Origin of the sequence: Pseudorhodoferax soli (assembly GCF_003337555.1) — a bacterium.
Taxonomy (GTDB): Bacteria; Pseudomonadota; Gammaproteobacteria; order Burkholderiales; family Burkholderiaceae_C; genus Pseudorhodoferax; species Pseudorhodoferax soli.
Genome location: NZ_QPJK01000002.1, coordinates 481182 through 503192, shown reverse-complemented (window position 1 = coordinate 503192; position 22011 = coordinate 481182). Strand labels below are relative to the sequence as shown.

Below are 22011 nucleotides of genomic sequence, written 5' to 3'. Positions count from 1 at the left end.
GTTTGCTTGGAAGGGGGCAGGCGCACACCGGTGCGCGCTGGAAACGTGGATCGGATGCATCGCTAGCACTCCTCTCCATCGAGTGCTAATCATAAGGCGGAATTGTGGCGGTTCAAGGGGCGGAGGCAAAAAACCGAGTTCGGAACGCCACTGAGGAGGGGGCGATGCCCCCTGCGCCACTTGGCAGGCCCTCCGTCGCGGCAAGCAAGCGGCCAACAACCCGGCGCCCTGGACCGCGACGTTGAAGACGCCAGGTTCGAACCAGCGCCTCCACAGCCATCGGTGGCCTCGTGCACTCCACTATGATGCGCGGCCCACCGCCAGCCGACGCCACGCGGACCTGTTCTTGTGACGACCGGTCCTATGCGCGACATCCCTTCCCTTGCCCTGTTGCTCGGCCCGGCCGGCCTGCTGCGCCGGCATGCCCTGGCACTGACGGTGGCCGGACTGGCCGGTGTGGGTGCCAGCGCCGCGACGGTGGCGCTGCTCGCCCGCATCAACGTGGCCCTGCACCGCCCGGCCGGCCCGCTGGGCGAGATGGCCCTGGCCTTCGTCGGCCTCGGTCTGGCCATGCTGGCCGGCCGAGCCACCGCCAGCGCGCTGAGCAACCGCACCGGCCAGACCATCATCCGCGAGCTGCGACTGATGCTGGCCCAGCGCATCTTGGCGGCACCGCTGGATGCCCTGGAACGCTACCGCACGCACCGCCTCCTGCCCGTGCTGACGGGGGATGTGGGCATGGTCAGCGGCCTGTGCCTGTCGCTGCCGATGACCGTGGTGGCGGCCAGCGTGGTCCTGGGCTGCGTGCTGTGGCTGGCCTGGCTGTCGTGGCAACTCGCCCTGCTGGTGCTCGGTGCGCTGGCGCTTTCGCTGGCGCTGCAGCGTTGGGCGCAGGACCGCGCCATGCTGCGATTCGAGGCCGCGCGCGATGACGAGGATGCCTTGCACAAGGCCTGGCGCACGCTCGGCGATGGCGCCAAGGAGTTGCGCTTGAGTCGGGGCCGGCGCCGCCAGCTGCTGGACGGCCGCATCGCGCGCCACGCCGACGACATCGCGCGTGCGCAGGTCGAGGCCGGCGACCTGTTCGCGCTGTCCTTCGAGGCCAGTGCGGCGCTGTACTTCTTGCTGGTCGCCCTGGTGTTCGCGGCGGCGCGCTGGTGGCAGCTGTCGTCCGAGGTGGCTGGCGGCTTCGTGCTGGCGCTGCTGTACATGAAGGGCTCACTGGACCAGGTGCTTGGCTTTCTGCCGTTCTATGCCCGCGCGCGCGTCGCGCTGGGCCGTGTGAACGAACTGGGCGCGTGCTTCGCCAATCCCGAGCCCGGCCAGGTGAGCGACGAGCCGCCGCAGCTGCTGCACAGCATCACACTGCAGGGCGTGCGCTACGCCTTCGAGGCCAGCGAGGGCGCAGCGTCGTTCGCTCTCGGCCCGCTGGATCTGCAGCTGCGGCGCGGTGAGCTTCTGTTCATCGTCGGCGACAACGGCGCCGGCAAGACCACCTTGCTCAAGCTGCTGACCGGCCTGTACCGCCCTCAGCAGGGCCGCTTGCTACTGGACGGCCGGCCCGTGGAAGACGCCGGCCGCGACGCGTACCGCCAGCTGTTCTCGCCAGTCCTGTCGGACTTTCATCTGTTCGAAGAGCTGCCCGAGACTGAAAGGCCTGCGGCCGAGCGCGACGCCGCTGCGCAGGCCGCGCTGGAGCGGCTGGAGCTGGCGCACAAGCTCACAGTGCAAGATGGCCGCCTGGCCGGCACCGACCTGTCCACCGGGCAGCGCAAGCGCCTGGCCATGGTGCACGCCTGCGCCGAGGCCCGTCCGGTCATGGTGTTCGATGAGTGGGCGGCCGACCAGGACCCGGCATTCCGCAAGCGCTTCTACCGCGAGTTCCTGCCCGCGCTGCGCGCGCAGGGCCACACGCTGGTCGTGATCTCGCACGACGACCGCTACTTCGAAGTCGCCGACCGGGTGCTCGTGATGGAAGGCGGCCAACTGCGGGAGGCACCGGCCGCACCAACGGATGTCTCGCGGCCATGAGGTGCCGTGTTTCTCTCAGGGCACCCCCCGCCAAGGCGCGCGCAGCCAATGGCTCAACCCATCGAAAAGTGCCGCAGGCCGTTCTAAGAGGAACTCCAGCTCTGCGGCGGCCGTTTCATATCAACCAAGGCGAGGTGGCAGTGGCTCTTGTACGCGTATCGAAAGGCGTCTTCATCCGAACCGAATGCGTCGGCAAAGTTGTCCAAACCCAGTACGTTGAAGCGTCCGTCAGGAAGACACAGACAGATGGCTACGACGTGACTGGCCAACACATTCTTTTCTCCAAGTGCACATTGGTGGCTACAAGCGCCGAACCGCATGAGACAGAAGAAGTGCTGCGCGACAACCATGCGCACGACGAAGTCAGGGAGGCCCTTCGCCAGGAGCGCGATGCGGTTCCCTACAAGCCGAATGCTTGACCGGCTCTGTTCGCTGCACTGCCTTCATCCAAGCGACGAGGCGAACGACCGCCCAATGCGGCCACCGGGACTATCAGGTGGTTGATCTCGCCTCCACTTCCATCCGCATCAGCCATGTCGAGTGGCGCTGACGGCCCAACTTCTATGGTGCGGAAGGAAGTGGGCGGCAGAGATTCAACGGCTTAGAGCGTTGGCAAGCTCAACATGACTGACGTTCCGCAATGAGCGCGCAAGGCCAGAAGAAGGCTCCGGACACAGCCTGCCTGGTGCAGTCCGCGGCCCGCCCGGACTGTCAGATGCTGCGCAGGTTGACCCGCCGAGACAGCGCCTCGGCGCTCTCGCGCCGCTCGCTGTAGCGGTCTACCAGGTAGCCAGCGCAATCCCTCGTCAGCAGCGTGAACTTGACCAGTTCTTCCATCACGTCGACCACGCGCTCGTAGTACGGCGAGGGCTTCATGCGGCCGTCTTCCTCGAATTCGGCGAAGGCCTTGGCCACCGACGACTGGTTGGGGATGGTCAGCATGCGCATCCAGCGCCCCAGCACGCGCAGCTGGTTTACGGCATTGAAGGACTGCGAGCCGCCGGATACCTGCATGACGGCCAGAGCCTTGCCCTGCGTCGGGCGCACCGATCCGCTTGAGAGGGGAATCCAGTCGATCTGCGACTTCATGATGCCGGTCATGGCCCCGTGCCGCTCGGGCGAGCACCAGACCATGCCCTCCGACCACTGCGCCAGCTCGCGCAGCTCCTGCACCTTGGGGTGGTCTTCGGGTGCGCCATCGGGCTGGGGCAGGCCGCGCGGATCGAAGATGCGCGCCTCGGCGCCCAAGGCCTGCAGCAGCCGGGCCGCTTCCTCGGTCACCAGCCGGCTGTAGGAGCGCTCGCGTACCGAACCGTAGAGCAGCAGGATGCGCGGCGGATGGGTCGCGCGCTGGGCCGGCAGCAGCTGCGCCAGCTCGGGCCGGCGGAAGCTCTCGGCATCGACGTTCGGCAGTTCAGGGCTTGGCAAGGCGCGCTCCCTTCTCGTCGATGACGGCCTCGCCGTCTTCCTTGGCGAAGGCGCCTTGCTGCGGCCTGGGCAGCAGATCGAGTACCGCTTCCGAGGGCCGGCACAGCCGCGTGCCCAGGGGCGTGACGACGATGGGCCGGTTGATGAGGATGGGCTCCTGCAGCATGAAGTCGATCAACTGCGCGTCGGTCCACGTGGTGCTGTCCAGGCCCAGCGCTTCGTAGGGCGTGCCCTTCTGGCGCAGCAGTTGGCGCGGCGTGGTACCCATGGCCGCGATCAGCTTTTCCAGCGTGGCCCGGTCGGGCGGGGTCTTCAGGTATTCGATGACCCGGGGTTCCGCGCCGGAGTTGCGGATCATCGCGAGGACGTTGCGCGACGTGCCGCAGGCGGGGTTGTGGTAGATCGTGATGTCGCTCATGGTCGGTTCCTTGGCAATTGCTTTCAATCCAGGCCGAGGCGCAGCGCCAGGGCCGACAGCGTGACCAGCAGCACGGGCAGCGTGAGCACGATGCCCACGCGGAAGTAGGTGCCCCAGCGGATGGTGGTTCCCTTTTTCTGCAGCACGTGCAGCCACAGCAGCGTGGCCAGGCTGCCGATGGGCGTGATCTTCGGCCCCAGGTCGCAGCCGACGACGTTGGCATAGACCATCGCCTCCTTCACCGCACCGCTGGCCTGCGATGCGTCGATGGCCAGCGCGCCGATCAGCACCGTGGGCATGTTGTTCATGACCGAGGACAGCAGCGCCGTGAGCACGCCAGTGCCCAGCGCTGCGCCCCAGATGCCGCCCAGCGCAAACCAGTCCAGCAACGTGGCGATGCGGTCGGTCAGCCCGGCATTGCGCAAGCCGTAGACCACCAGGTACATGCCCAGCGAGAACACGACGATCTGCCAGGGCGCGCCGTGCAGCACCTTGCGCGTGCCGATGACGCGCCCCCTGGCGGCCACGGCCAGCAGCACCACCGCGGCCACCGCCGCCACGGCGCTGACGGGAACGCCCAGCGGCTCCAGGCCGAAGAAGCCCACCAGCAGGAGAACCAGCACCACCCAGCCGGCGCGGAAGGTGGCTCGGTCGCGGATGGCCTGGGCCGGCGCCTTGAGCTGGGCCAGGTCATAGCGTGCCGGAATCTCCCGTCCGAAGTACAGCAGCAGCACCAGCAGGCTGGCCAGCACGGCGGCGATGTTCACCGGCACCATCACGGCCGCGTACCGGTTGAAGCCGATGCTGAAGAAATCGGCCGACACGATGTTGACCAGGTTCGAGACGACCAGCGGCAGGCTGGCCGCGTCGGCAATGAAGCCGGCCGCCATCACGAAGGCCAGCGTGGCGGCCGGAGAAAAGCCCAGCGCGGCCAGCATGGCCATGACGATGGGCGTGAGGATCAGCGCCGCTCCGTCGTTGGCGAACAGCGCGGCCACGACGGCACCCAGCAGCACGGTGAAGGCGAACAGCCAGCGGCCGTTGCCGCCGCCCCAGCGGGCCACATGCAGCGCGGCCCACTCGAAGAAGCCCGCTTCGTCCAACAGCAGGCTGATGACGATGACCGCGACGAAGGTGGCCGTCGCATTCCAGACGATGCCCCACACCACGGCGATGTCGGCGGGTTGCACCACGCCGAACACCAGCGCGAGCACGGCGCCGAACGATGCACTCCAGCCGATGCCCAGGCCCCGTGGTTGCCAGATGACCAGGACGAGCGTGAACAGAAAGATCAGGATGGCTGCGAGCATCGGGGCGCCCAGCGTTCAGTGGCGGCCGTGCGCATGGGGCACGCAGTGCCCTGTCACCGCATCGGTCACCGCGCACGCCGCGCCCTCGCAACAGTTCTCGGTGAGGTAGCCCAGCAGGTCGTTCACCGTGGCGAACGAAGCCCGGTAGATGAGGTTGCGGCCCTGGCGCTCCTGCGTCACCAGGCCGGCATGCGCCAGCTCCTTCAGGTGGAACGACAGGGTGTTGCCCGCCACCGCCAGTTGCTCGGCCAGCGCGCCAGGGGTCAGCCCCGCGGGACCGGCAACGACCAGAGCGCGGAACAGCCGCAGCCGCAGCGCTTGCGACAGGGCGGCCAGGGATCGGACGGCATCTGCTTCTTCCATCCATCGACTGTACAACAAATATTGAATTATTGAGCGGGAGCAACGGTTCGTCCGCGCCAACCACCCGCTGCGTCTGGGGGCTTGGCAAGACTGTCACAAGACGCCCCTATGCTGGCCACAGGCGTGACTGCTTCCTGTCCCACCGGTCGCGTGGCTGTAGGAGAACAGATCTCTCCCGCTCGCCCGGAGCGAAACCCGGGCGCCAAATTCAATGCCTTGGCCTGCCGCAACAAGACAGGCTGCCGTCCGACACACGCGGCGCTTGCGCCGCTTCAGACTGCGCCACAACCCTCGTCCGGGAGATCGCCATGAACGTTCGAGACAAGCTGCACGAACTGAGCATCTACGTTCCCGAGGGCGCGCACCGCTACCGGCTGGGCAAGGGATGCCTCGAATGGTTGCGGGTAGACCATGTCGAAGGCGGGGCCGCGATGTTCCGCATGCCGGTCACGCGCGACCAGTACGAATCGATGCTGGGGGCCGGGCTGCTCTGCACCGCGGACCGGGTGGTGGAGTCCCCCTATGTCGCACCGCAGGCCCATGGCGCGGTGGCATAGCGGCGCTTCCTCAGCGGGCGACCGGCCTGCCGCCTCCTGCGCAGCGCGCCACAAACCCCTGCGCGCTCAGTGCATGTCTTGCGGCCGCTCGGCCCGGTGCGGGTCCAGCCAGTAGTCGAACACCTTCCGTGCGATCGGCGCCGCCGCCGCCGCCCCCCAGCCTGCGTTCTCGACGATGACGGCCAGCGCGATCTGCGGATCCTGCACCGGTGCGAAAGCGGCGAACAACGAGTGGTCGCGCTGGTGCTCTTCCATCGCGCGGGCGTTGTACTTCGTTCCCTGGCGCAGCGTGACGGCCTGGGCCGTGCCGGTCTTGCCTGCCGCGCTGTAGGCCGCACCCGCGAACACCTGCTTGCCCGTGCCCTCCTTGATCACGGCGACGAGGCCGTCGCGCACCACGTCCACGTTGCGGGGTGCGAAGTGCAGGTCTTCGCCGGGCGGCTGCTGGCGCGGCGTCACCTGGCCGGAGGCCGCGTCCTGCAGCGCGCGCACCAGGTGCGGCTGGTGCTTGATGCCGCCCGCGGCCAGCGTGGCTTCCGCCACGGCCAGCTGCAGCATGGTGAAGCTGTTGTAACCCTGGCCGATGCCCAGCGAGACGGTCTCGCCCGGGAACCAGCGGCCCTGGTCGGCGCGCTTGTAGGCCTGGCGCTTCCAGTCGGTGCTGGGCAGCACGCCGCGCACCTCGCCCGGCAGGTCGATGCCGGTGATCTGGCCGAAGCCCAGCGGCGCCATGAAGTCGTGGATGGCGTCCACGCCCATGTCCACGGCCAGCGAGAAGAAGTAGGTGTTGGACGAATGCTGGATCGCCCGCCGCATGTCCACGGCGCCCAGGTTGCCCTCCGGGCTGCCGAAGCGGCGCCCGCCATAGTTGAAGTAGCCCGGGTCGTTGACGATGTCGCGCGGGCCGCGCACCCCCTGCTGCAGCGCTGCCAGCGCCATGAAGGGCTTGTAGGTCGAGCCGGGCGGGTAGGTGCCGCGCAACGCGCGGTTGAGCAGCGGCTTGTCGATGGACTCGCTGAGCTCCTGCCAGCTGTCCTGGTCGATGCCCTCGACGAACGCATTCGGATCGAAGGTCGGCTTGGACACCATGGCCAGCACCTCGCCACTGCGCGGGTCGATCGCCACGAGCGCGCCGCGGCGCTCGCCGAACAGGTCTTCGACGAGCTTTTGGAGCTGGATGTCCAGCGTGAGCATCACGGTGTTGCCCGAGGTGGCGCGGTGGCTGCTGAGTTCGCGCACCGCACGGCCGCTGGCCGCGGTCTCCAGCACATCCACGCCGGTCTGGCCGTGCAGCTGCTTCTCGTAGCTTTGCTCGATGCCGAGCTTGCCGATGTGGTCCGTGCCCCGGTAGTTGGCCTGCTCGTCCTCGTCCCAGTCTTCCATCGCGGTCTTCTCGCGCTGGTTGATGCGGCCGATGTAGCCCAGCACATGGCTGCCCGTCTCGCCCAGCGGGTAGCGCCGGAACAGCCGCGCATTGATCTCCACGCCCGGGAAACGGTAGTGCTGGGCGGCAAAGCGGGCCACCTCCTCGTCCGTCAGGCGGCTGCGGATCGGCAGCGACTCGAAGTTGCGCGAGTCCTCGCGCAGGCGCTTGAAGCGGCGACGGTCGCGCGGCGTGATCTCCACCAGTTCGGCGAGCTGGTCGATCGTCTGCTCGACATCGCCGGCCTTGGCCGGCGTGATCTCCAGCGTGTAGGCGGAGTAGTTGGAGGCCAGCACCACACCGTTGCGGTCCAGGATCAGGCCACGCTGGGGCACCACAGGCACGATGGCCGTGCGGTTGCCTTCGGCCTGGGCGGCCAAGTCCTCGTGCCGCGTGACCTGCAGGTGCACAAGGCGCGCGGCCAGCATGCCGAAGGCGCACAGCACGACGGCGCCAGCCACCAGCACGCGCGTCCTGAAACGCGCCAGGTTGTGGGCCACATCGGGCATTTCCGGGGTCGGCGCATGGGTGGCCATCTGCCGCAAGCGGCGGGCGGCGGGCAGTCTGCCCAGGGGGAACTTCATGGGGGGATCGGCGCGGTTCTGACAGAGGGGCGCGGCGCGGCGGCGCGCGGGCCGGGGCAGATTATGCAAAGCCGCCAAAACCTGGGTGGCACCCTCGGATTGCGCCCCGGCGCAAGCGCTGGCTGGCTGCCGTCGCGCCAATAGAGGAAAATCAAGGGCTTACGTAAGAGCGCTGACGCCCTGCCGAACCATTTCGCAGGCGGGCGACTCTGCCAGGTGGGCATTGCCCCACGCCTTTTCCGCGCACCGCATGGTCTCCTCTCCCCGCCAGCCCGACCCCTCGAACGATTCTTCTGCTTCGCCGCGGGCCGGCGCACGCCGCCGCACCCTGCTCTGGGCTGGGGGCATCGTCCTGGCCACGGTCGCGCTGGCCACCGCTGGGCTGGGCGTGGCCGCCTACCAGGCCTATGCGCAACTGCCCGACGTGTCCGTGCTGGCCGACTACCAGCCCAAGCTGCCGCTGCGCGTGTACACGCGGGACGGCGTGCTGCTCGGCGAGTTCGGCGAAGAGCGCCGCAACCTCACGCCGATCGCCGAGATCCCGCAGGTCATGAAGGACGCGGTGCTGGCCATCGAGGACCAGCGCTTCTACACGCACGACGGCGTGGACTATCTGGGCATGCTGCGCGCGGCGGTTGCCAACCTGGGCCGCTCGCGCAGCCAGGGCGCCTCCACCATCACCATGCAGGTGGCGCGCAACATGTTCCTGTCGTCGGAGAAGACCTATGCGCGCAAGCTGCGCGAGGTGCTGCTGACCTTCAAGCTGGAACGCGCGCTCTCCAAGGACCAGATCCTGGAGATCTACATGAACCAGATCTTCCTGGGCCACCGGGCCTATGGTTTCGCGGCGGCCTCCGAGGTCTACTTCGGCCGCCAGCTCAAGGACATCACCGTGGCCCAGGCCGCCATGCTCGCCGGCTTGCCGAAGGCGCCCTCGGCCAACAACCCGATCAGCAACCCGCGCCGTGCGCGCGTGCGCCAGCAGTACATCATCGAGCGCATGCAAGAGAACGGCTTCATCACTGCGGCCCAGGCGCAGGCCGCCAAGGCCGAGCCGTTGGCGGTGCGCAGCGCCGGCGACACAGTGGCCGTGCATGGCGAATACGTGGCCGAGAGCGTGCGCCAGCAGATGCTTGCGCAGTACGGCGATGCCACCTACACGCGCGGCCTGAACGTCTACACCACGCTCGACGCGGCCGACCAGGCCGCAGCCTACGGCGCGCTGCGGCGCGGCATCATGGCGTACGAGCGGCGCCAGGTCTACCGCGGCCCCGAGGGCCAGATCGCCTTGCCGACCGCGGGCGAGGCGCAGGACGATGCCATCGAGGAGGCGCTGGACGCCCACCCCGACAACGGCGAACTGGTCTCCGCCGTGGTGCTGGAGGCCGACAGCCGGCGCGTGAAGGCCGTGCGCAGCGATGGCGAGCGGCTGGAGATCACGGGCGAGGGCCTGGTGCCGGCGCAGTCCGGCCTGGCGGCGAACGCGGCGGCGGCCGTCAGGATCCGCCCCGGCGCGGTGATCCGCGTGATGCGCACGGACAAGGGCAGCTGGGAGATCACGCAACTGCCCGAGGTCGAGGGCGCCTTCGTCGCCATGGACCCGCGCGATGGCGCGGTGCGCGCACTGGTTGGCGGCTTCGACTTCGGCAAGAACCAGTTCAACCACGTCACGCAGGCCTGGCGCCAGCCGGGCTCCACCTTCAAGCCCTTCGTCTACTCGGCTGCGCTCGAGAAGGGCCTGATGCCGGCCACCATCGTCGACGACGGGCCGCTGTTCTTCGACGCCAGCGTCACGGGCAGCAAGCCCTGGGAGCCCAAGAACGACAACGGTGCCTTCGACGGCCCGGTGCGCCTGGACACGGCGCTGGCCAAGTCCAAGAACGTCGTCGCCATCCGCGTGCTGCAGACCGTGGGCGTGCCGGCCGCACAGCAATGGGTGAGCCGCTTCGGCTTCGACGCCGAACGCCAGCCGCCCTCGCTGACCATGGCGTTGGGGGCCGGTTCGGTCACGCCGATGCAGATGGCATCGGCCTATTCGGTGCTGGCGAACGGCGGCTACCGCGTCCAGCCCCGGCTGATCGACAAGGTGACGGACCAGCGCGGCCAGGTGCTGCAGCAGGAAACCCCGCCGGTGCTCGACGAAACGGCCCGCGCCGTGCCCGCGCGCAACGCCTTCCTGATGACGCAGCTCCTGGGCGAGGTGGCCACGCGCGGCACGGCTGCCCGCACGCGCGCCACGCTGCAGCGCCCCGACCTGTACGGCAAGACCGGCACCACCAACGACGCGGTCGACGCCTGGTTCGCCGGCTACCAGCCCACGCTGGCGGCGATCGCCTGGATCGGCTTCGACCAGCCGCAGAACCTGGGCGCGCACGCCAGCGGCGGCGCGCTGGCCATGCCGGTCTGGATCGACTTCATGCGCCAGGCGCTCAAGGGCGTGCCGGTGGCGCAGCCGGCCGTGCCCGAGGGTGTGGTGCGCAACGAGGGCGACTGGTCCTACACCGAGTTCGCCAGCACCGCCGTGCCAGGATTGGTCGGCACCGAGGCGGTGCCGACGGCCCAGCCCATGCCGGGCGCCGCCCCGCCAGCCACCGAGGAGCGCAGCGAAGAGCGCCGCAGCATCCTCGACCTGTTCAAGCGTTGACCAGCCGCAGGGCGGCGCGCTCGAGCCGGTTGCGGCCCCGCGCCTTGGCCTGGTAGAGCGCGGCATCGGCCCGCGTGATGATGGCGTCGGCCGTGGCATCGTCGGTCGACGATTCGGCCAGGCCGATGCTGACCGTGAACGCCGGCAGGGTGGGGCTGTCGACCTGCACTGCTTCAAGGAGGATGCGCTCGGCGACGAGCGCGGCCTCGGGCAGGCGCGTCTGCGGCATCACGATGACGAACTCCTCGCCGCCGTAGCGTGCCACCGCATCGTGCGGCCGCACCAGCGCTGCCATGCGCCGGCACAGGTGCACGAGCACGCGGTCGCCCACGGGATGGCCGTGGTTGTCGTTGATCTTCTTGAAGTGGTCCACATCCAGCATGGCGACACAGAAAGGCTGGCCCGTGCGCTTGTGGCTGGCGCGCGCGCGCTCCAGGCATTCGCGCAGCGCCTGGCGGTTCAGCGTGCCAGTCAGCGCGTCGCGGACGGCCTGCTCCTCGATGCGGGCGCGCACATGGTCCGATGCCATCGTGGCAAACCCGATCACGAGCAGCAGGTTGCACACCGTGAAGCTGCCGGTGTAGACGATCTGGATCGTGTCCTGGGTCAGCAGGCCGCTGTCGCCCTGCGGAAACAGCGCCGCGTGCACGGCCCGTATGGCATAAACCGCAGCCAGGATCGTCAGCCAGGAACTGGTCAGCGTGATGCCCAGCGAGCGGCCGAAGCGCTCGGCCTGCGGGTAGCGCAGCAGCACGAGCGCGTGGTAGGCGCTGATGGCGCTGCACAGGGCGGCCACGATCACCGAGCGGGCGCGGAAGCTCGCATCGCCGTAGACGAACCAGGTGACCGCGGCCACCATGGCGGCCCAGGCCGCCAGCCAGGGAAGCCAGCGCAGGCGCACGCCGAAATGCCGGTGCGTGCCGGCCAGCCAGACGATGTAGGCCAGCACCAGCGCGCTGTTGCCCAGCGTGACCGAGGCCAGCGGCGTGATCCAGTCGCGCAGGCCCAGCAGCACCAGCGCGACGAACACCAGCCAGGCACCGGCCACCCAGGTCCGCAGCCCCGGCACGGGCAGGGGCGTGGCGCGGGCCAGCAGCCACAGCACGAGGGCCATGAGCCCGCTCGTGATGCTGCCGATCAGGACGGTGGTGCGTGGATCCAGCGCGTAGGTAGACATGCTTCCCATGGGTGGGCCGGATGGTGGCACATCCCGGTCGCGCGCTGGCCGACCGAACTGTGCGGTCTTTCTGTGTTGGCGCCATTGCGGCGCCCGGCCTGGCGGCTCAGTTCAGCCGATCTGGGTTGCGGTGGAGATGTGGCCACAGCCGTGCCACGACCTCGCGCTCGGCCGCGTAGGCATAGCAACTGTCGACCTTGGCCTGGCGTTGGGCTTCGCTGCCGGGCAGGTTGATCTGTGCCAGCCGCGCCGGTGCCAGGCCCTGGAAGGCCGTGGTCGCCATCGGCCCCAGCAGTTCCACGATGTGCGTGCACGAGGCCGCGCCGCCCAGCAGCTCGCGCACCTGGCGGTTCCAGCCCTTGCGCATGGACAGGCCCTTGAGCGGTGCCAGCGTGGACGTGGCACCCGGGCAGATGCTGAAGGGCGTGGCGTCCATGGAGGCGAAGGCATCGTGCACCAGCATGTCTCCGTCGACGACCAGGTGCACGGCGATGTCGTGGATGGGCGTGCCAGGGGGCGTGTCGGCCTCTGCCAACTGGCGCCGGAAGGGTTGGCGCTTGGTGTCGACGAGCCGACCGACGACCTCGTACAGGCCACTGGCGAGCCGGTAGAAGCGCAGGTCGATCTGGCGGTGGTGCAGTTCTTCGCGGTCCATGGCCGGCGATTGTGCGCGGGGGCGGGGGGCGCTGCGTCACCTTGGTGTCTTTGCGCAGGGCCGGCGCTTGCTATACACGCGACCACCATCAGGAGACAGACATGTACCAACCCTTCAATCTCAGCGGGCGCAGCGCGCTCATCACCGGCGGCAACGGCGGCATCGGCCTGGGCATGGCGCGCGCGCTGCTCGCCTGCGGCGCCTCGGTGTCGATCTGGGGCTCCAACCCCGACAAGACGGCCAGCGCGCGCGACGCACTGGCCCGTGAATGCGGCGATGCGGCGCGCGTGCACAGCGCGGTCTGCGACGTGGGCGACGAGGCGGCAGTCGAGCAGTCCTTCGCGGACACCGTGGCCGCGCTCGGTCCCATCCATGCCTGCTTTGCCAACGCCGGCGTGTCCAGCAAGGGCACGGTGCTGACCGAGATGTCGCTGGAGGAATTCCGGCGTGTCCAGCGCATCAACGTGGAGGGCGTGTTCCTGACCTTCCGCGCCGCCGCCCGGCACATGGCCGCGCACGGCGAGGGCGGCTCGCTGGTGGCCACGGCCAGCACGGCGGCGGTGGAGGGCGCGGCGCGCAACAGCCACTACGGCGCCTCCAAGGGGGCCGTCACCGCCATGGTGCGCGCGCTGGCCGTGGAACTGGCGCGCCACAGGATCCGCGTCAACTCCATCCTGCCGGGCTGGATCGAGACCGAGATGACCCAGCGCTCCTTCGCCAACGAGAAATTCGCGGGGTCGGTGATGCCGCGCGTGCCGGCGCGGCGCTGGGGTTCGATCGACGACTTCGGCGGCATCGCGGTGTACCTGGCCAGCGACGCCGCGGCCTACACCACGGGCGAGCAGTTCATCATCGACGGCGGCTACACCAAGTTCTGAACCGGCAACCGCGGAGGCCGCCGGCCTACAGCGGCGGCGCCGCTGGTTTCCATACTGGCAGGAACAGCGAAGGAACTGCCATGCAACACACACCGTTGCGCCATCTGGCGCTGTCCGTCGACGAGCCCGAACCGGGCCTGTACCACTGGATGATCATCGAGAGCGAGGACGCCATGAAGACCTGGTTCGTCGTGGAGGCCTCCGACGACGCCTACGACACCTACAGCGAGGCCTGGGAAGACGGCGCTTCGACGCTGCGCGCCATGGGCGACGGGCAGTACGGCCCGCGTGCCGAGGCGGCAGAGGACGAGAGCGCCGACCCGGTGCTGGAGACCGGGCCGGGCGTGGACGACTGACCGTCAGCCGCCGGAGCGCAGCAGCCGCGCCGGCGACAGGCGCAACTGCGCAAGCAGCCACTGCGCGCCCAGCCCCAGGCTCAGTCCACTGACGCCCAGCGCGGCCACGGCACCGGTCCAGTACAGGCCGCTGGCGTCCAGTTCCAGCCGCCAGCGCAGCAGCGCCAGCGCGATCGCACTGCCAGCTACGGTGGCGAAGACGGTTGTGACGCCGGCCAGCAGCGCGTACTCCCAGCGCAATGCCAGACGCAGGCTGCTCAGGCGCGCGCCCAGCACGTGCAGCACGCTGGATTCATAGACCTGCCGCGCGCGGCTGGCCGCGACCACGCTGGTCAGCACCAGCAGGCTGGCGGCCAGGCATGTGCCTGCGATGACCGCCAGCGCGGCGCTGGCGCGGCCCAGCAGCAAACGGCTCTCGGACAGCAAGGCGTCGGTGCGCACGCTGACGATGTTGGGGGCGGCCGCCGCCAGCCGGTCCTGCGCCGCAATCGCCTGTTGCGGATCGAGCCAGGCGGCGCCCACATGGCGCGTGATGAACGGATCGAGCACGCCGTCGCTGAAGATGCCTTCCAGCCACAGTCGTGCTTGCAGCCGGCGCTGGCCATAGATGGCGGCAAGCGTGGCCTCGACCGGCTGGCCCTGGATGTCGAAGCGCAGGCGGTCGCCGACCTTCAGGCCGAGCTGATCGGCTTCTCGGTCTTCCATGGCCACCAGCGGCGGACCCCGGTAGTCGGCCGCCCACAGCGCGCCGCGCCCGACCACCACGTCGTCCAGGTTGCCAGCGCGCGTGGAAAGCTTGTGCTCGTTGCGCGCCTCGCGCGCACGGCGCGCGTCGCCGCTGTCGCGCAGCGCGTCGCCGTTCACGGCGGCCAGCCGGCCCAGCACCAGCGGTGCCGTCTGCAGGCGCTGCACGGTGCCCAGTTGCTCGCGCAGCAGGGGCAGCTGTTCGCTTTGCACGTCGTGCAGCACCAGGCCGGGGGCTTCGCGCGGCACGGTGTCGGCGATGGTGCGCAGCAACGTGGCGACGACCAGCGTGCAGGCCACCAGCAAGGTCAGCGCCGTGCCCAGCGAGAGCAGGGCCGGGCGCAGTGCCGAGCCCGGCCGTTGCAGGCCGGCCAGCGCGAGCCGCAGCGCGAAGGCCGGTTGCCAGCGCGAGGCCAGCAGCCGGCGTGCCAGCGCCCGCAGGATGCGCTGCATGCCTTCGAGCAGCACCAGCAGCACCGCGACCACGGCGAGGAAGGCCCAGCCGATGCGCGCATCGGGCAGGCTGCCGACCAGCAGTGCGGCGATGGTCAGCGCGCAGGCCGCGCTCGCGGCCCAGGCCCAGGCGGGCGTGCGCAGCACCGCGGCATCCAGGCCCCTGAAGAGTGCGGCCGGCGTGACCGTCAGCGCACGGCCCAGGGCTGGCAACGCGAAGGCCAGTGCGGTCAATACACCGAAGCCCATGGCCAGCGCGGCCGGGCCGGCCATGGCCGCGAGCTGCGGGCCAAGCTGCTGCACCAGCGGCAGGCTGTGCGCGGCCAGGGAGGCGCCGCCCAGCGCCAGCGCACCGCCGGCCAGCACGCCGACGGCGCTGGCGGCCACGCCGAGCATGAGCACCTGCAGCAGCACCAGGGCCGCGAGCCGCGCATCGCGCAGGCCGAGCGCGCGCAGCGTGGCCAGTGTGGCGAGCTTGCCTTGCAGATAGGACTGCACGCTGTTGAACACGCCCAGGCCGCCGATGAACAGCGCCGACAGGCCGATCAGCATGAGCGCCGAGCCGACCTGCTCCAGCACCTGGGCCACGCGCTCGCTGCGCTGCGCGAAGCTACGCACCTCGGCATTGGACTGCGGGAAGGCGGCGACGAAGTTGTCGCGCCAGGCCGCTGGTGGCGTGGCGGTGCGCACGCGGTAGAGGTATTGCACGCGGCTCAGCGGCTGCACCAGGCCGGTGGCCTGCAGCGCGCCCTCGGCCAGCAGCACGGGCGCACCGTTCCAGTCGGCGCGCAGGCTGCGGTCGGGCTGGCGCGCGATGACGGCGCGCACCTGCAGCGTGAGATCGCCCAGCTGCACGGTGCTGCCCGGTGCCAGGTCCAGGCGCCGGGCCAGCACGCCGTCCACGGCCACGCCCCAGAGGCCGTCACGCTGGGCAAGCGCATCGGCCAGCGGCTGCTCTGGCGCCAGCGTGACCTGGCCGTACAAGGGATAGCGGGCGTCGGCGCTCTGCAGCGCCGCCAGCTGGGCCCGTCCGTCCGGCACGCGCAGCATGCTGCGCAACGCGACCGCGCGCGACACCTCGCCGCGCGCCTGCACCCAGTCGAGTTCTGCCTGCGACAAGGGCTCGGCATGGCGCACCTCGAGGTCGCCACCGAACAGCGCGCGCGCATCCTCCTGCAACGCGCCGGCCACCTGGCGGTACAGGCCGCCGCTGGCCGCCACCAGGGCAACGCCCAGCGCCAGGCAGGCGCAGAACACCCAGAGCTGGCGGCCGCCCGCACGCAGGTCGCGCCAGGCCAGGCTAAGCAGCATGGGCGTCCTCTTGGCGGGCTTCATGGAGCTGGCCGTCGTGCAGGCGCAGCACGCGCTGGCACTGCGCTGCGAAGTCCATGTCGTGCGTGACCAGGACCAGCGTGGTGCCGGCCTCCTGGTTCAGCTCGAGCAGCAGTTCGCGCACGCGCGCACCGGTCTGGTCGTCCAGGTTGCCGGTGGGCTCGTCGGCCAGCAGCAGGCGCGGGCCGTGCACGAGCGCCCGCGCGATCGCCACGCGCTGCTGCTCGCCACCGGAGAGCTGGCCAGGGTAGTGGTGCTGGCGCGCGGCCAGGCCCACGCGGCGCAGGAAATCACGCGCCCTGGCATGGGCATCGCGCCGGCCGGCCAGCTGCAGCGGCAGCGCCACGTTGTCGAGTGCCGTCAGGCTGGGCAAGAGGTGGAAGGACTGGAACACGATGCCGACGCGCTCGCGCCGCAGGTCGGCCAGTGCGTCGCGGCCCAGTGTGTCGAGGGCCTGGCCGTCCAGCAGCACATGGCCGGCCTGCGGGCGTTCCAGCCCGGCCAGCAGCAACAGCAGCGAAGTCTTGCCCGAGCCCGAAGGGCCGGCGATGGCCACGCTCTGGCCCGCGGGGATGGTCAGGCTGACGTCGCGCAGCACGTCCACACGCGTCTCGCCCAGCGCGTAGTGCAGGGCCAGGTGCTGAAGTTCGATCATGGCCGGGTGGGAGCCCGGCAGGTGCGTTTCGGTTCCGCCGCCGCGCCGGCTTTACGCGGCGTTGGCGTGCCGGCCGATCTCCGGCCAGCGGTGGTGCAGCCAGATCCAGCAGACGAGGCCGACGCCCATCATGAGCAGCGAGGCCAAGGCCAGCAGGACGGTCGAATGCATGACCAGCGGCGCGATCACACCGGCCACCACGCCGTTGGCCGTGGAGCCCACTACGGCCTGCAGCGACGAGGCCATGCCGCGCCGCGTGGGATGCAGGTCGAGCGCCAGCAGCGTGACCACGGGCACCATCAGCGCCCAGCCGAACGCGAACACGGCGATCGGCGGCAATGCCCACAGGGGCTCGGCCGTCCACAGCAAATTGGCGGCCAGGTTCACAACGGCCACCACGGTCATGATCAGGAAGCCGTGGCGGATCTGCCGCTTGGGCGGGATGCGCCCGGCCAGCCGGCCGCTGGCCATGGCGCCGCCCATGATGCCGGCAATCGTCAGCAGGAAGAACCAGAAGAACTGCGTGGGTTCCAGGTGCAGCAGCGTGCCCAGGAATTCAGGCGCCGACAGCACGTACAGGAACATGCCGTTGAACGGCACGCCGCTGGCGAAGGCGAGCAGCACGAAGCGCGGGTCCGACAGCAGCTGGCGGTAGCCGCGCATGAGGTCGGGCACATGGAAGGGCTGGCGCTGCGCCGGCTGCAGCGTCTCGGGCAGCAGCCGCCAGTTGCTGATCCAGAGCAGCACGCCCACGCCGGTGAGGAACCAGAACACGCTGTGCCAGCCCAGGTGCACGAACAGCCAGCCGCCCACGATGGGCGCGATGGCTGGCGCCACGCCGAAGTAGATGGTCACCTGGCTCATGACCTTCTGCGCCTCGGCGGGCGGGTACACGTCGCGGATCACCGCGCGCGAGACCACGATGCCGGCACCCGTCGACAGCCCCTGCAGGGCGCGGAAGAACACCAGCTGGCCGATGCTCTGCGACAGGGCACAGCCGGCCGAGGCGATCGTGAAGACGGCGATGCCCCACAGCACCACGGGCCGGCGGCCGAAGCTGTCCGACAGCGCCCCATGGAACAGGTTCATGAACGCGAAGCCGAAGAGGTAGGCCGACAGCGTCTGCTGCATCTCCACCGGCGTGGCGCCGAGCGAGCGCGCGATGCCGGAGAAAGCCGGGATGTAGGTGTCGATCGCGAACGGGCCCAGCATGCCCAGCATCGCGAGCAGCACGGCAAGGGCCCAGCGCGGGCCGCGCCACATGGGCGTGGCCTCTGAGCGCATGGGTGGCTCCGTTTACAGGCCGGCAGCGGCGCGCAGGATGGCGGCCTTGTCGGTCTGTTCCCAGGTGAACTCGGGCTCTTCACGGCCGAAGTGGCCGTAGGCCGCGGTCTTCTGGTAGATCGGGCGCAGCAGGTCCAGCATCTGGATGATGCCCTTGGGGCGCAGGTCGAAATGCTCCTGCACCAGGGCGGAGAGCTTCTCGTCGGAGATCACGCCGGTGCCTTCGGTGTAGACCGTGATGTTCATCGGGCGTGCCACGCCGATCGCGTAAGCCACCTGGATCTGGCACTGGCGCGCCAGGCCGGCGGCGACGATGTTCTTGGCGACGTAACGTGCGGCGTAGGCGGCCGAGCGGTCGACCTTGGACGGGTCCTTGCCCGAGAACGCGCCGCCCCCGTGCGGGCAGGCGCCGCCGTAGGTGTCGACGATGATCTTGCGGCCGGTGAGGCCGCAATCGCCCTGCGGGCCGCCGATGACGAAGCGGCCGGTCGGGTTGATCAGGTACTTGGTGTCCTGCAGCCATTCCTTGGGCAGCACCGGCTTGATGATCTCCTCGATGATGGCTTCGGTGAAGCTGGCCTTCATCTTGGTCGGCGTCTCGCTCTGGTCGGGGTGGTGCTGGGTGGAGAGCACCACGGTGTCGATCGAGTGCGGCTTGCCATCGACGTAGCGCATCGTCACCTGGCTCTTGGCGTCGGGGCGCAGGAAGGGCAGGCGGCCGTCCTTGCGCAGCTGGGCCTGGCGCTCCACCAGGCGATGCGCGTAGTAGATCGGCGCGGGCATCAGCTCGGGCGTCTCGTCGCAGGCGTAGCCGAACATCAGGCCCTGGTCGCCGGCACCGATGTTGAGGTGGTCGTCCGATGCGTGGTCCACGCCCTGGGCGATGTCGTTGGACTGCTTGTCGTAGCAGACCATCACCGCACAGCCCTTGTAGTCGATGCCGTAGTCGGTGTTGTCGTAGCCGATGCGCTTGATGGTGTCGCGCGCCACCTGGATGTAGTCCACGTGCGCGTTGGTCGTGATCTCGCCGGCCAGCACCACGAGGCCGGTGTTGGTCAGCGTCTCGGCGGCCACGCGCGAACGCGGGTCCTGCTCGAAGATCGCGTCGAGGATGGCGTCGGAAATCTGGTCGGCCACCTTGTCGGGATGGCCTTCGGAGACGGATTCGGATGTGAAGAGGAAATCGTTCGCCATTTGAATAAACTCCTTCGCTTTGAAAACGGCTGTTGCGTCGCGCGTTGCCTCTGGCGGAGAGCTCGTGGCGAACGCTTTAGCAGATGTGTTTAACGTCGCCCTGCAAGTAGTTCCATAACTCAGCGACGGCGGCGATTCTAGCGTTCCCCATGACCCTGATGTGCTGTGGCCGCCGCGCCGGCCGGCTGGCCTGATGACCCGTTTCGCGATTTCCCTGCTGCGTCTTCTTGCGCCGCTGCCGCTGCCGTGGGTGCGCGGCCTGGGCGCATTCCTGGGGCGGCTGCTCTACGCGCTGGTGGGCAGCCGCCGGCGCATCGCACTGACCAACCTGGCACTGTGCTTTCCGCAGATGGCGGCGGCCGAGCGCGAGGCATTGGCGCGCCGCCATTTCGAGGTGTTCGTGCAGGCCTGGCTGGACCGTGCCTGGCTCTGGCACGCCCGGCCGGAAGTGGTGCGTGAACGCCTGCAGATGACGGGCGCGGTGCACGAGCTGGCCGGCACCGCGCCCACGCTGCTCTTCGCGCCGCACTTCGTCGGCCTGGATGCGGGCGCGACGGCGCTGTCGCAGCAGATCCCGCGGGAGTTCGCCACCATCTTCACCACGCAATCCAATCCCACCGTGGACATCTGGGTGGCGCGCGGGCGCCAGCGCTTCGGCAATGCCAAGCTGTACAACCGCGCCGACGGCATCAAGCCGGTGGTCGCGGCCTTGCGGGCCGGTGAGCCGGTGTACCTGCTGCCCGACATGGACTTCGGCGCGCGCGACTCGGTGTTCGTGCCCTTCTACGGCGTGCCGGCCGCCACCGTGCCCTCGCTGGCCCGCTTCGCCCGGCTCGGCCGCGCACGCGTGGTGCCGGTGGTCACGCGGCTGACTGCTGCCGGCTATGAAGTGCAGATCCTGCCGGGCTGGGACGGCTTCCCGGGCCCCGACGCCGTGGCCGACACGGCCCTCATGAACGAGCGCCTGCAGGGCTACATCGACACCATGCCCGAGCAGTACTTCTGGGTCCACAAGCGCTTCAAGACCCGCCCGCCCGGGGCGCCGCCGGTCTACTGAGCGGCAGCGGGCAATGCAGCCTCGGGGTGGGCCCAGCGCCACAGCAGCTGGCTGGCCTGGTCGATGCCCTGGCGCTTGAGCGCGGAGAACAGCATGGCCTCGCCACCACCCGCGTTGAGCTTGGCGATCGCCAGGGCCTTGCTAGCCTCCATGCGCGTGAGCTTGTCGGCCTTGGTCAGCAGCAACAGGAACTTCAGCCCCTGTTCGACGCGCGGACGCACCACTTCGAGCAGCACCCCGTCGAGCTCGGTCAGGCCCAGGCGCGGGTCGCACAGCAGCACGATGCCCTTGAGGTTCTCGCGCGTGACGAGGTAGTTGGCCATCACCTGCTGCCAGCGGATCTTGTCGGCCTTGGGCACGGCCGCGTAGCCATAGCCGGGCAGGTCGGCCAGCACGGCGTCGGTCACGCCTTGCTTGCCGAGCGCGAACAGGTTGATGTGCTGGGTGCGGCCGGGCTTCTTGGAGGCGAAGGCCAGCTGCTTTTGCTGCGTCAGCGTGTTGATGCAGGTGGACTTGCCGGCGTTGGAGCGGCCGACGAAGGCGATCTCGGGCAGGTCCAGCGCGGGCAGGAACTCCAGCTTGGGGGCCGTGGTCAGGAAGCGGGCCGTATGGAGCCAACCCGATGCGACGGCAGCGGCGGAGGGGGCCGGTGCGGCGGCGGCGGGAGCGGGAGCTGTCATGTAAGTGCGAGGTTGGCTTGGGGGCGCATTGTAGAATCGCCCGGTTTTGCGTACATAAAACCACCCTCGATATGAAGTTGCTTGCCACCCTGGTTCTGGCTGCAGTGTTCGCAGCGCCGTCGTTCTCCAGCCACGCCGCCGACCCGGCGCCGGCAGCCGCGCCCAAGGTGGCCAAGCCCGACCTGGTCAAGGGCGAGCAGGGTTACACGGCGGTGTGCGCGGCTTGCCATGGTGCCGATGGCAACTCGGCCATCGCGGCCAACCCCAAGCTGGCGCACCAGCATCCCGAATACCTGGTCAAGCAGCTGCACGAGTTCAAGGACGGCAAGCGCAACAACCCGATCATGAAGGGCTTCGCCTCGGCGCTCAGCGACGACGAGATGCGCAACATCTCCTACTGGCTGACCTCGCAGAAGCCCAAGGCCGGCTTCGCCAAGGACAAGGAACTCGTGCAGATGGGCGAGCGCATCTTCCGCGGCGGCATCCCTGACCGCCAGGTTGCCGCGTGCGCAGGCTGCCACAGCCCGAACGGCGCCGGTATCCCGTCGCAGTACCCGCGCCTGTCGGGCCAGCATGCCGACTACACGGCCACCCAGCTGACCGAGTTCCGCGACGGCAAGCGCAAGAACAGCGCCCAGATGACGGGCGTGGCGGCCAAGATGAACGACCGCGAGATCCGCGCCGTGGCCGACTACATCGCCGGCCTGCGCTGAGGCCCACACCGCGGCGCCCGCAAGCGGGCGGAACCAATTGCCCGATTCCCACCCCAAGAATCGGGCGCCACGGCG

At 69.5% G+C, this 22011-nt stretch carries 20 protein-coding genes; 8 read left to right on the top strand and 12 right to left on the bottom strand.

Annotated features, from left to right (window positions below; translation table 11 throughout):
* Nucleotides 1-363 precede the first annotated feature (363 nt).
* Together DES41_RS09045 and DES41_RS37725 are read left to right on the top strand one after the other, a co-directional pair.
* Nucleotides 364-2031, top strand: a complete 1668-nt coding sequence (locus DES41_RS09045; protein ID WP_114467302.1) for a cyclic peptide export ABC transporter — start codon at nt 364-366, stop codon at nt 2029-2031.
* Nucleotides 2032-2171: 140 nt separating this feature from the next.
* Nucleotides 2172-2450, top strand: coding sequence for a hypothetical protein (locus tag DES41_RS37725; protein WP_147282820.1), 279 nt, complete (start codon nt 2172-2174; stop codon nt 2448-2450).
* Nucleotides 2451-2742: 292 nt separating this feature from the next.
* On the opposite strand, the gene arsH is transcribed toward DES41_RS37725, so the two are convergent.
* Genes arsH through DES41_RS09025 form a run of 4 tightly spaced genes read right to left on the bottom strand, consistent with a single transcriptional unit; the run spans nt 2743 to nt 5550 of the window.
* Complete coding sequence (arsH, locus tag DES41_RS09040; RefSeq protein ID WP_114467301.1) at nt 2743-3459, bottom strand: arsenical resistance protein ArsH; 717 nt, start codon at nt 3457-3459, stop codon at nt 2743-2745.
* Nucleotides 3446-3877, bottom strand: coding sequence for an arsenate reductase (glutaredoxin) (arsC, locus tag DES41_RS09035; protein ID WP_114467300.1), 432 nt, complete (start codon nt 3875-3877; stop codon nt 3446-3448). The genes arsH and arsC overlap by 14 nt, the downstream gene beginning before the upstream one ends.
* Before the next feature lie 23 nt (nt 3878-3900).
* On the bottom strand, nt 3901-5187 hold the full coding sequence (locus DES41_RS09030) for an arsenic transporter (RefSeq protein ID WP_114467299.1): 1287 nt from the start codon (nt 5185-5187) through the stop codon (nt 3901-3903).
* A gap of 15 nt (nt 5188-5202) precedes the next feature.
* The gene (locus tag DES41_RS09025) at nt 5203-5550 is read right to left on the bottom strand and encodes an ArsR/SmtB family transcription factor (protein WP_114467298.1); all 348 of its coding nucleotides are present in this window, start codon (nt 5548-5550) and stop codon (nt 5203-5205) included.
* A gap of 308 nt (nt 5551-5858) precedes the next feature.
* Here DES41_RS09025 and DES41_RS09020 point away from each other — a divergent pair, with 308 nt between their 5' ends.
* A complete protein-coding gene (locus DES41_RS09020; protein WP_114467297.1) occupies nt 5859-6107 on the top strand; it encodes a hypothetical protein in 249 nt (82 codons plus the stop codon).
* Nucleotides 6108-6173: 66 nt separating this feature from the next.
* On the opposite strand, the gene mrdA is transcribed toward DES41_RS09020, so the two are convergent.
* On the bottom strand, nt 6174-8039 hold the full coding sequence (gene mrdA / locus DES41_RS09015; RefSeq protein WP_425466354.1) for a penicillin-binding protein 2: 1866 nt from the start codon (nt 8037-8039) through the stop codon (nt 6174-6176).
* 325 nt (nt 8040-8364) lie between these two features.
* Between mrdA and DES41_RS09010 the strand changes: the two genes are divergently transcribed.
* The gene (locus DES41_RS09010) at nt 8365-10758 is read left to right on the top strand and encodes a penicillin-binding protein 1A (protein WP_114467296.1); all 2394 of its coding nucleotides are present in this window, start codon (nt 8365-8367) and stop codon (nt 10756-10758) included.
* Here the strand turns inward: DES41_RS09010 and DES41_RS09005 are convergent.
* Nucleotides 10748-11944: a GGDEF domain-containing protein gene (locus tag DES41_RS09005; RefSeq protein WP_114467295.1), complete on the bottom strand. Its 1197-nt coding sequence runs from the start codon at nt 11942-11944 to the stop codon at nt 10748-10750. The genes DES41_RS09010 and DES41_RS09005 overlap by 11 nt on opposite strands.
* Before the next feature lie 97 nt (nt 11945-12041).
* The gene (locus DES41_RS09000; protein ID WP_114467294.1) at nt 12042-12590 is read right to left on the bottom strand and encodes a DUF2889 domain-containing protein; all 549 of its coding nucleotides are present in this window, start codon (nt 12588-12590) and stop codon (nt 12042-12044) included.
* Between the two features lie 101 nt (nt 12591-12691).
* On the opposite strand from DES41_RS09000, the gene DES41_RS08995 reads away from it, so the two are divergent.
* Nucleotides 12692-13468 carry an SDR family NAD(P)-dependent oxidoreductase gene (locus tag DES41_RS08995; protein ID WP_114467293.1) on the top strand — a complete coding sequence of 259 codons (777 nt, stop codon included), beginning with the start codon at nt 12692-12694 and terminating at the stop codon, nt 13466-13468.
* Nucleotides 13469-13548: 80 nt separating this feature from the next.
* On the top strand, nt 13549-13824 hold the full coding sequence (locus DES41_RS08990) for a hypothetical protein (RefSeq protein ID WP_114467292.1): 276 nt from the start codon (nt 13549-13551) through the stop codon (nt 13822-13824).
* A 3-nt stretch (nt 13825-13827) separates the two neighbouring features.
* Here DES41_RS08990 and DES41_RS08985 read toward each other — a convergent pair whose 3' ends face one another.
* Genes DES41_RS08985 through metK form a run of 4 tightly spaced genes read right to left on the bottom strand, consistent with a single transcriptional unit; the run spans nt 13828 to nt 19486 of the window.
* Nucleotides 13828-16332: an ABC transporter permease gene (locus DES41_RS08985; protein WP_211332934.1), complete on the bottom strand. Its 2505-nt coding sequence runs from the start codon at nt 16330-16332 to the stop codon at nt 13828-13830.
* A complete protein-coding gene (locus tag DES41_RS08980; protein ID WP_114467290.1) occupies nt 16322-17008 on the bottom strand; it encodes an ABC transporter ATP-binding protein in 687 nt (228 codons plus the stop codon). Before DES41_RS08980 ends, DES41_RS08985 begins: the two co-directional genes overlap by 11 nt.
* A gap of 51 nt (nt 17009-17059) precedes the next feature.
* Entirely contained in the window at nt 17060-18292 is a 1233-nt protein-coding gene (locus DES41_RS08975) for a multidrug effflux MFS transporter (RefSeq protein ID WP_114467289.1), read from the bottom strand.
* Nucleotides 18293-18304: 12 nt separating this feature from the next.
* Nucleotides 18305-19486 carry a methionine adenosyltransferase gene (gene metK / locus DES41_RS08970; protein WP_114467288.1) on the bottom strand — a complete coding sequence of 394 codons (1182 nt, stop codon included), beginning with the start codon at nt 19484-19486 and terminating at the stop codon, nt 18305-18307.
* Between the two features lie 190 nt (nt 19487-19676).
* Between metK and DES41_RS08965 the strand changes: the two genes are divergently transcribed.
* Nucleotides 19677-20543 (top strand): LpxL/LpxP family acyltransferase, encoded by an 867-nt coding sequence (locus DES41_RS08965; protein ID WP_425466353.1) that lies wholly within the window; start codon nt 19677-19679, stop codon nt 20541-20543.
* Here DES41_RS08965 and yihA read toward each other — a convergent pair.
* Nucleotides 20537-21223: a ribosome biogenesis GTP-binding protein YihA/YsxC gene (gene yihA / locus DES41_RS08960; RefSeq protein WP_114467287.1), complete on the bottom strand. Its 687-nt coding sequence runs from the start codon at nt 21221-21223 to the stop codon at nt 20537-20539. The two genes, DES41_RS08965 and yihA, sit on opposite strands and share 7 nt — an antisense overlap.
* A gap of 71 nt (nt 21224-21294) precedes the next feature.
* Between yihA and DES41_RS08955 the strand changes: the two genes are divergently transcribed.
* Nucleotides 21295-21936, top strand: coding sequence for a c-type cytochrome (locus DES41_RS08955; RefSeq protein ID WP_114467286.1), 642 nt, complete (start codon nt 21295-21297; stop codon nt 21934-21936).
* Nucleotides 21937-22011 lie beyond the last annotated feature (75 nt).

Excerpts from the sequence above, each read along its gene's own strand:
- DES41_RS08995 (WP_114467293.1), top strand. The coding sequence starts at position 12,692 with ATGTACCAACCCTTCAATCTCAGCGGGCGCAGCGCGCTCATCACCGGC.
- DES41_RS09030 (WP_114467299.1), bottom strand. The coding sequence starts at position 5,187 with ATGCTCGCAGCCATCCTGATCTTTCTGTTCACGCTCGTCCTGGTCATC.
- DES41_RS09020 (WP_114467297.1), top strand. The coding sequence starts at position 5,859 with ATGAACGTTCGAGACAAGCTGCACGAACTGAGCATCTACGTTCCCGAG.
- arsC (WP_114467300.1), bottom strand. The coding sequence starts at position 3,877 with ATGAGCGACATCACGATCTACCACAACCCCGCCTGCGGCACGTCGCGC.
- metK (WP_114467288.1), bottom strand. The coding sequence starts at position 19,486 with ATGGCGAACGATTTCCTCTTCACATCCGAATCCGTCTCCGAAGGCCAT.
- DES41_RS08955 (WP_114467286.1), top strand. The coding sequence starts at position 21,295 with ATGAAGTTGCTTGCCACCCTGGTTCTGGCTGCAGTGTTCGCAGCGCCG.
- mrdA (WP_425466354.1), bottom strand. The coding sequence starts at position 8,039 with ATGCCCGATGTGGCCCACAACCTGGCGCGTTTCAGGACGCGCGTGCTG.
- DES41_RS09005 (WP_114467295.1), bottom strand. The coding sequence starts at position 11,944 with ATGGGAAGCATGTCTACCTACGCGCTGGATCCACGCACCACCGTCCTG.
- DES41_RS08980 (WP_114467290.1), bottom strand. The coding sequence starts at position 17,008 with ATGATCGAACTTCAGCACCTGGCCCTGCACTACGCGCTGGGCGAGACG.
- DES41_RS09045 (WP_114467302.1), top strand. The coding sequence starts at position 364 with ATGCGCGACATCCCTTCCCTTGCCCTGTTGCTCGGCCCGGCCGGCCTG.
- DES41_RS09000 (WP_114467294.1), bottom strand. The coding sequence starts at position 12,590 with ATGGACCGCGAAGAACTGCACCACCGCCAGATCGACCTGCGCTTCTAC.
- DES41_RS09025 (WP_114467298.1), bottom strand. The coding sequence starts at position 5,550 with ATGGAAGAAGCAGATGCCGTCCGATCCCTGGCCGCCCTGTCGCAAGCG.
- DES41_RS08990 (WP_114467292.1), top strand. The coding sequence starts at position 13,549 with ATGCAACACACACCGTTGCGCCATCTGGCGCTGTCCGTCGACGAGCCC.
- DES41_RS08975 (WP_114467289.1), bottom strand. The coding sequence starts at position 18,292 with ATGCGCTCAGAGGCCACGCCCATGTGGCGCGGCCCGCGCTGGGCCCTT.
- DES41_RS08985 (WP_211332934.1), bottom strand. The coding sequence starts at position 16,332 with ATGCTGCTTAGCCTGGCCTGGCGCGACCTGCGTGCGGGCGGCCGCCAG.
- yihA (WP_114467287.1), bottom strand. The coding sequence starts at position 21,223 with ATGACAGCTCCCGCTCCCGCCGCCGCCGCACCGGCCCCCTCCGCCGCT.
- DES41_RS09010 (WP_114467296.1), top strand. The coding sequence starts at position 8,365 with ATGGTCTCCTCTCCCCGCCAGCCCGACCCCTCGAACGATTCTTCTGCT.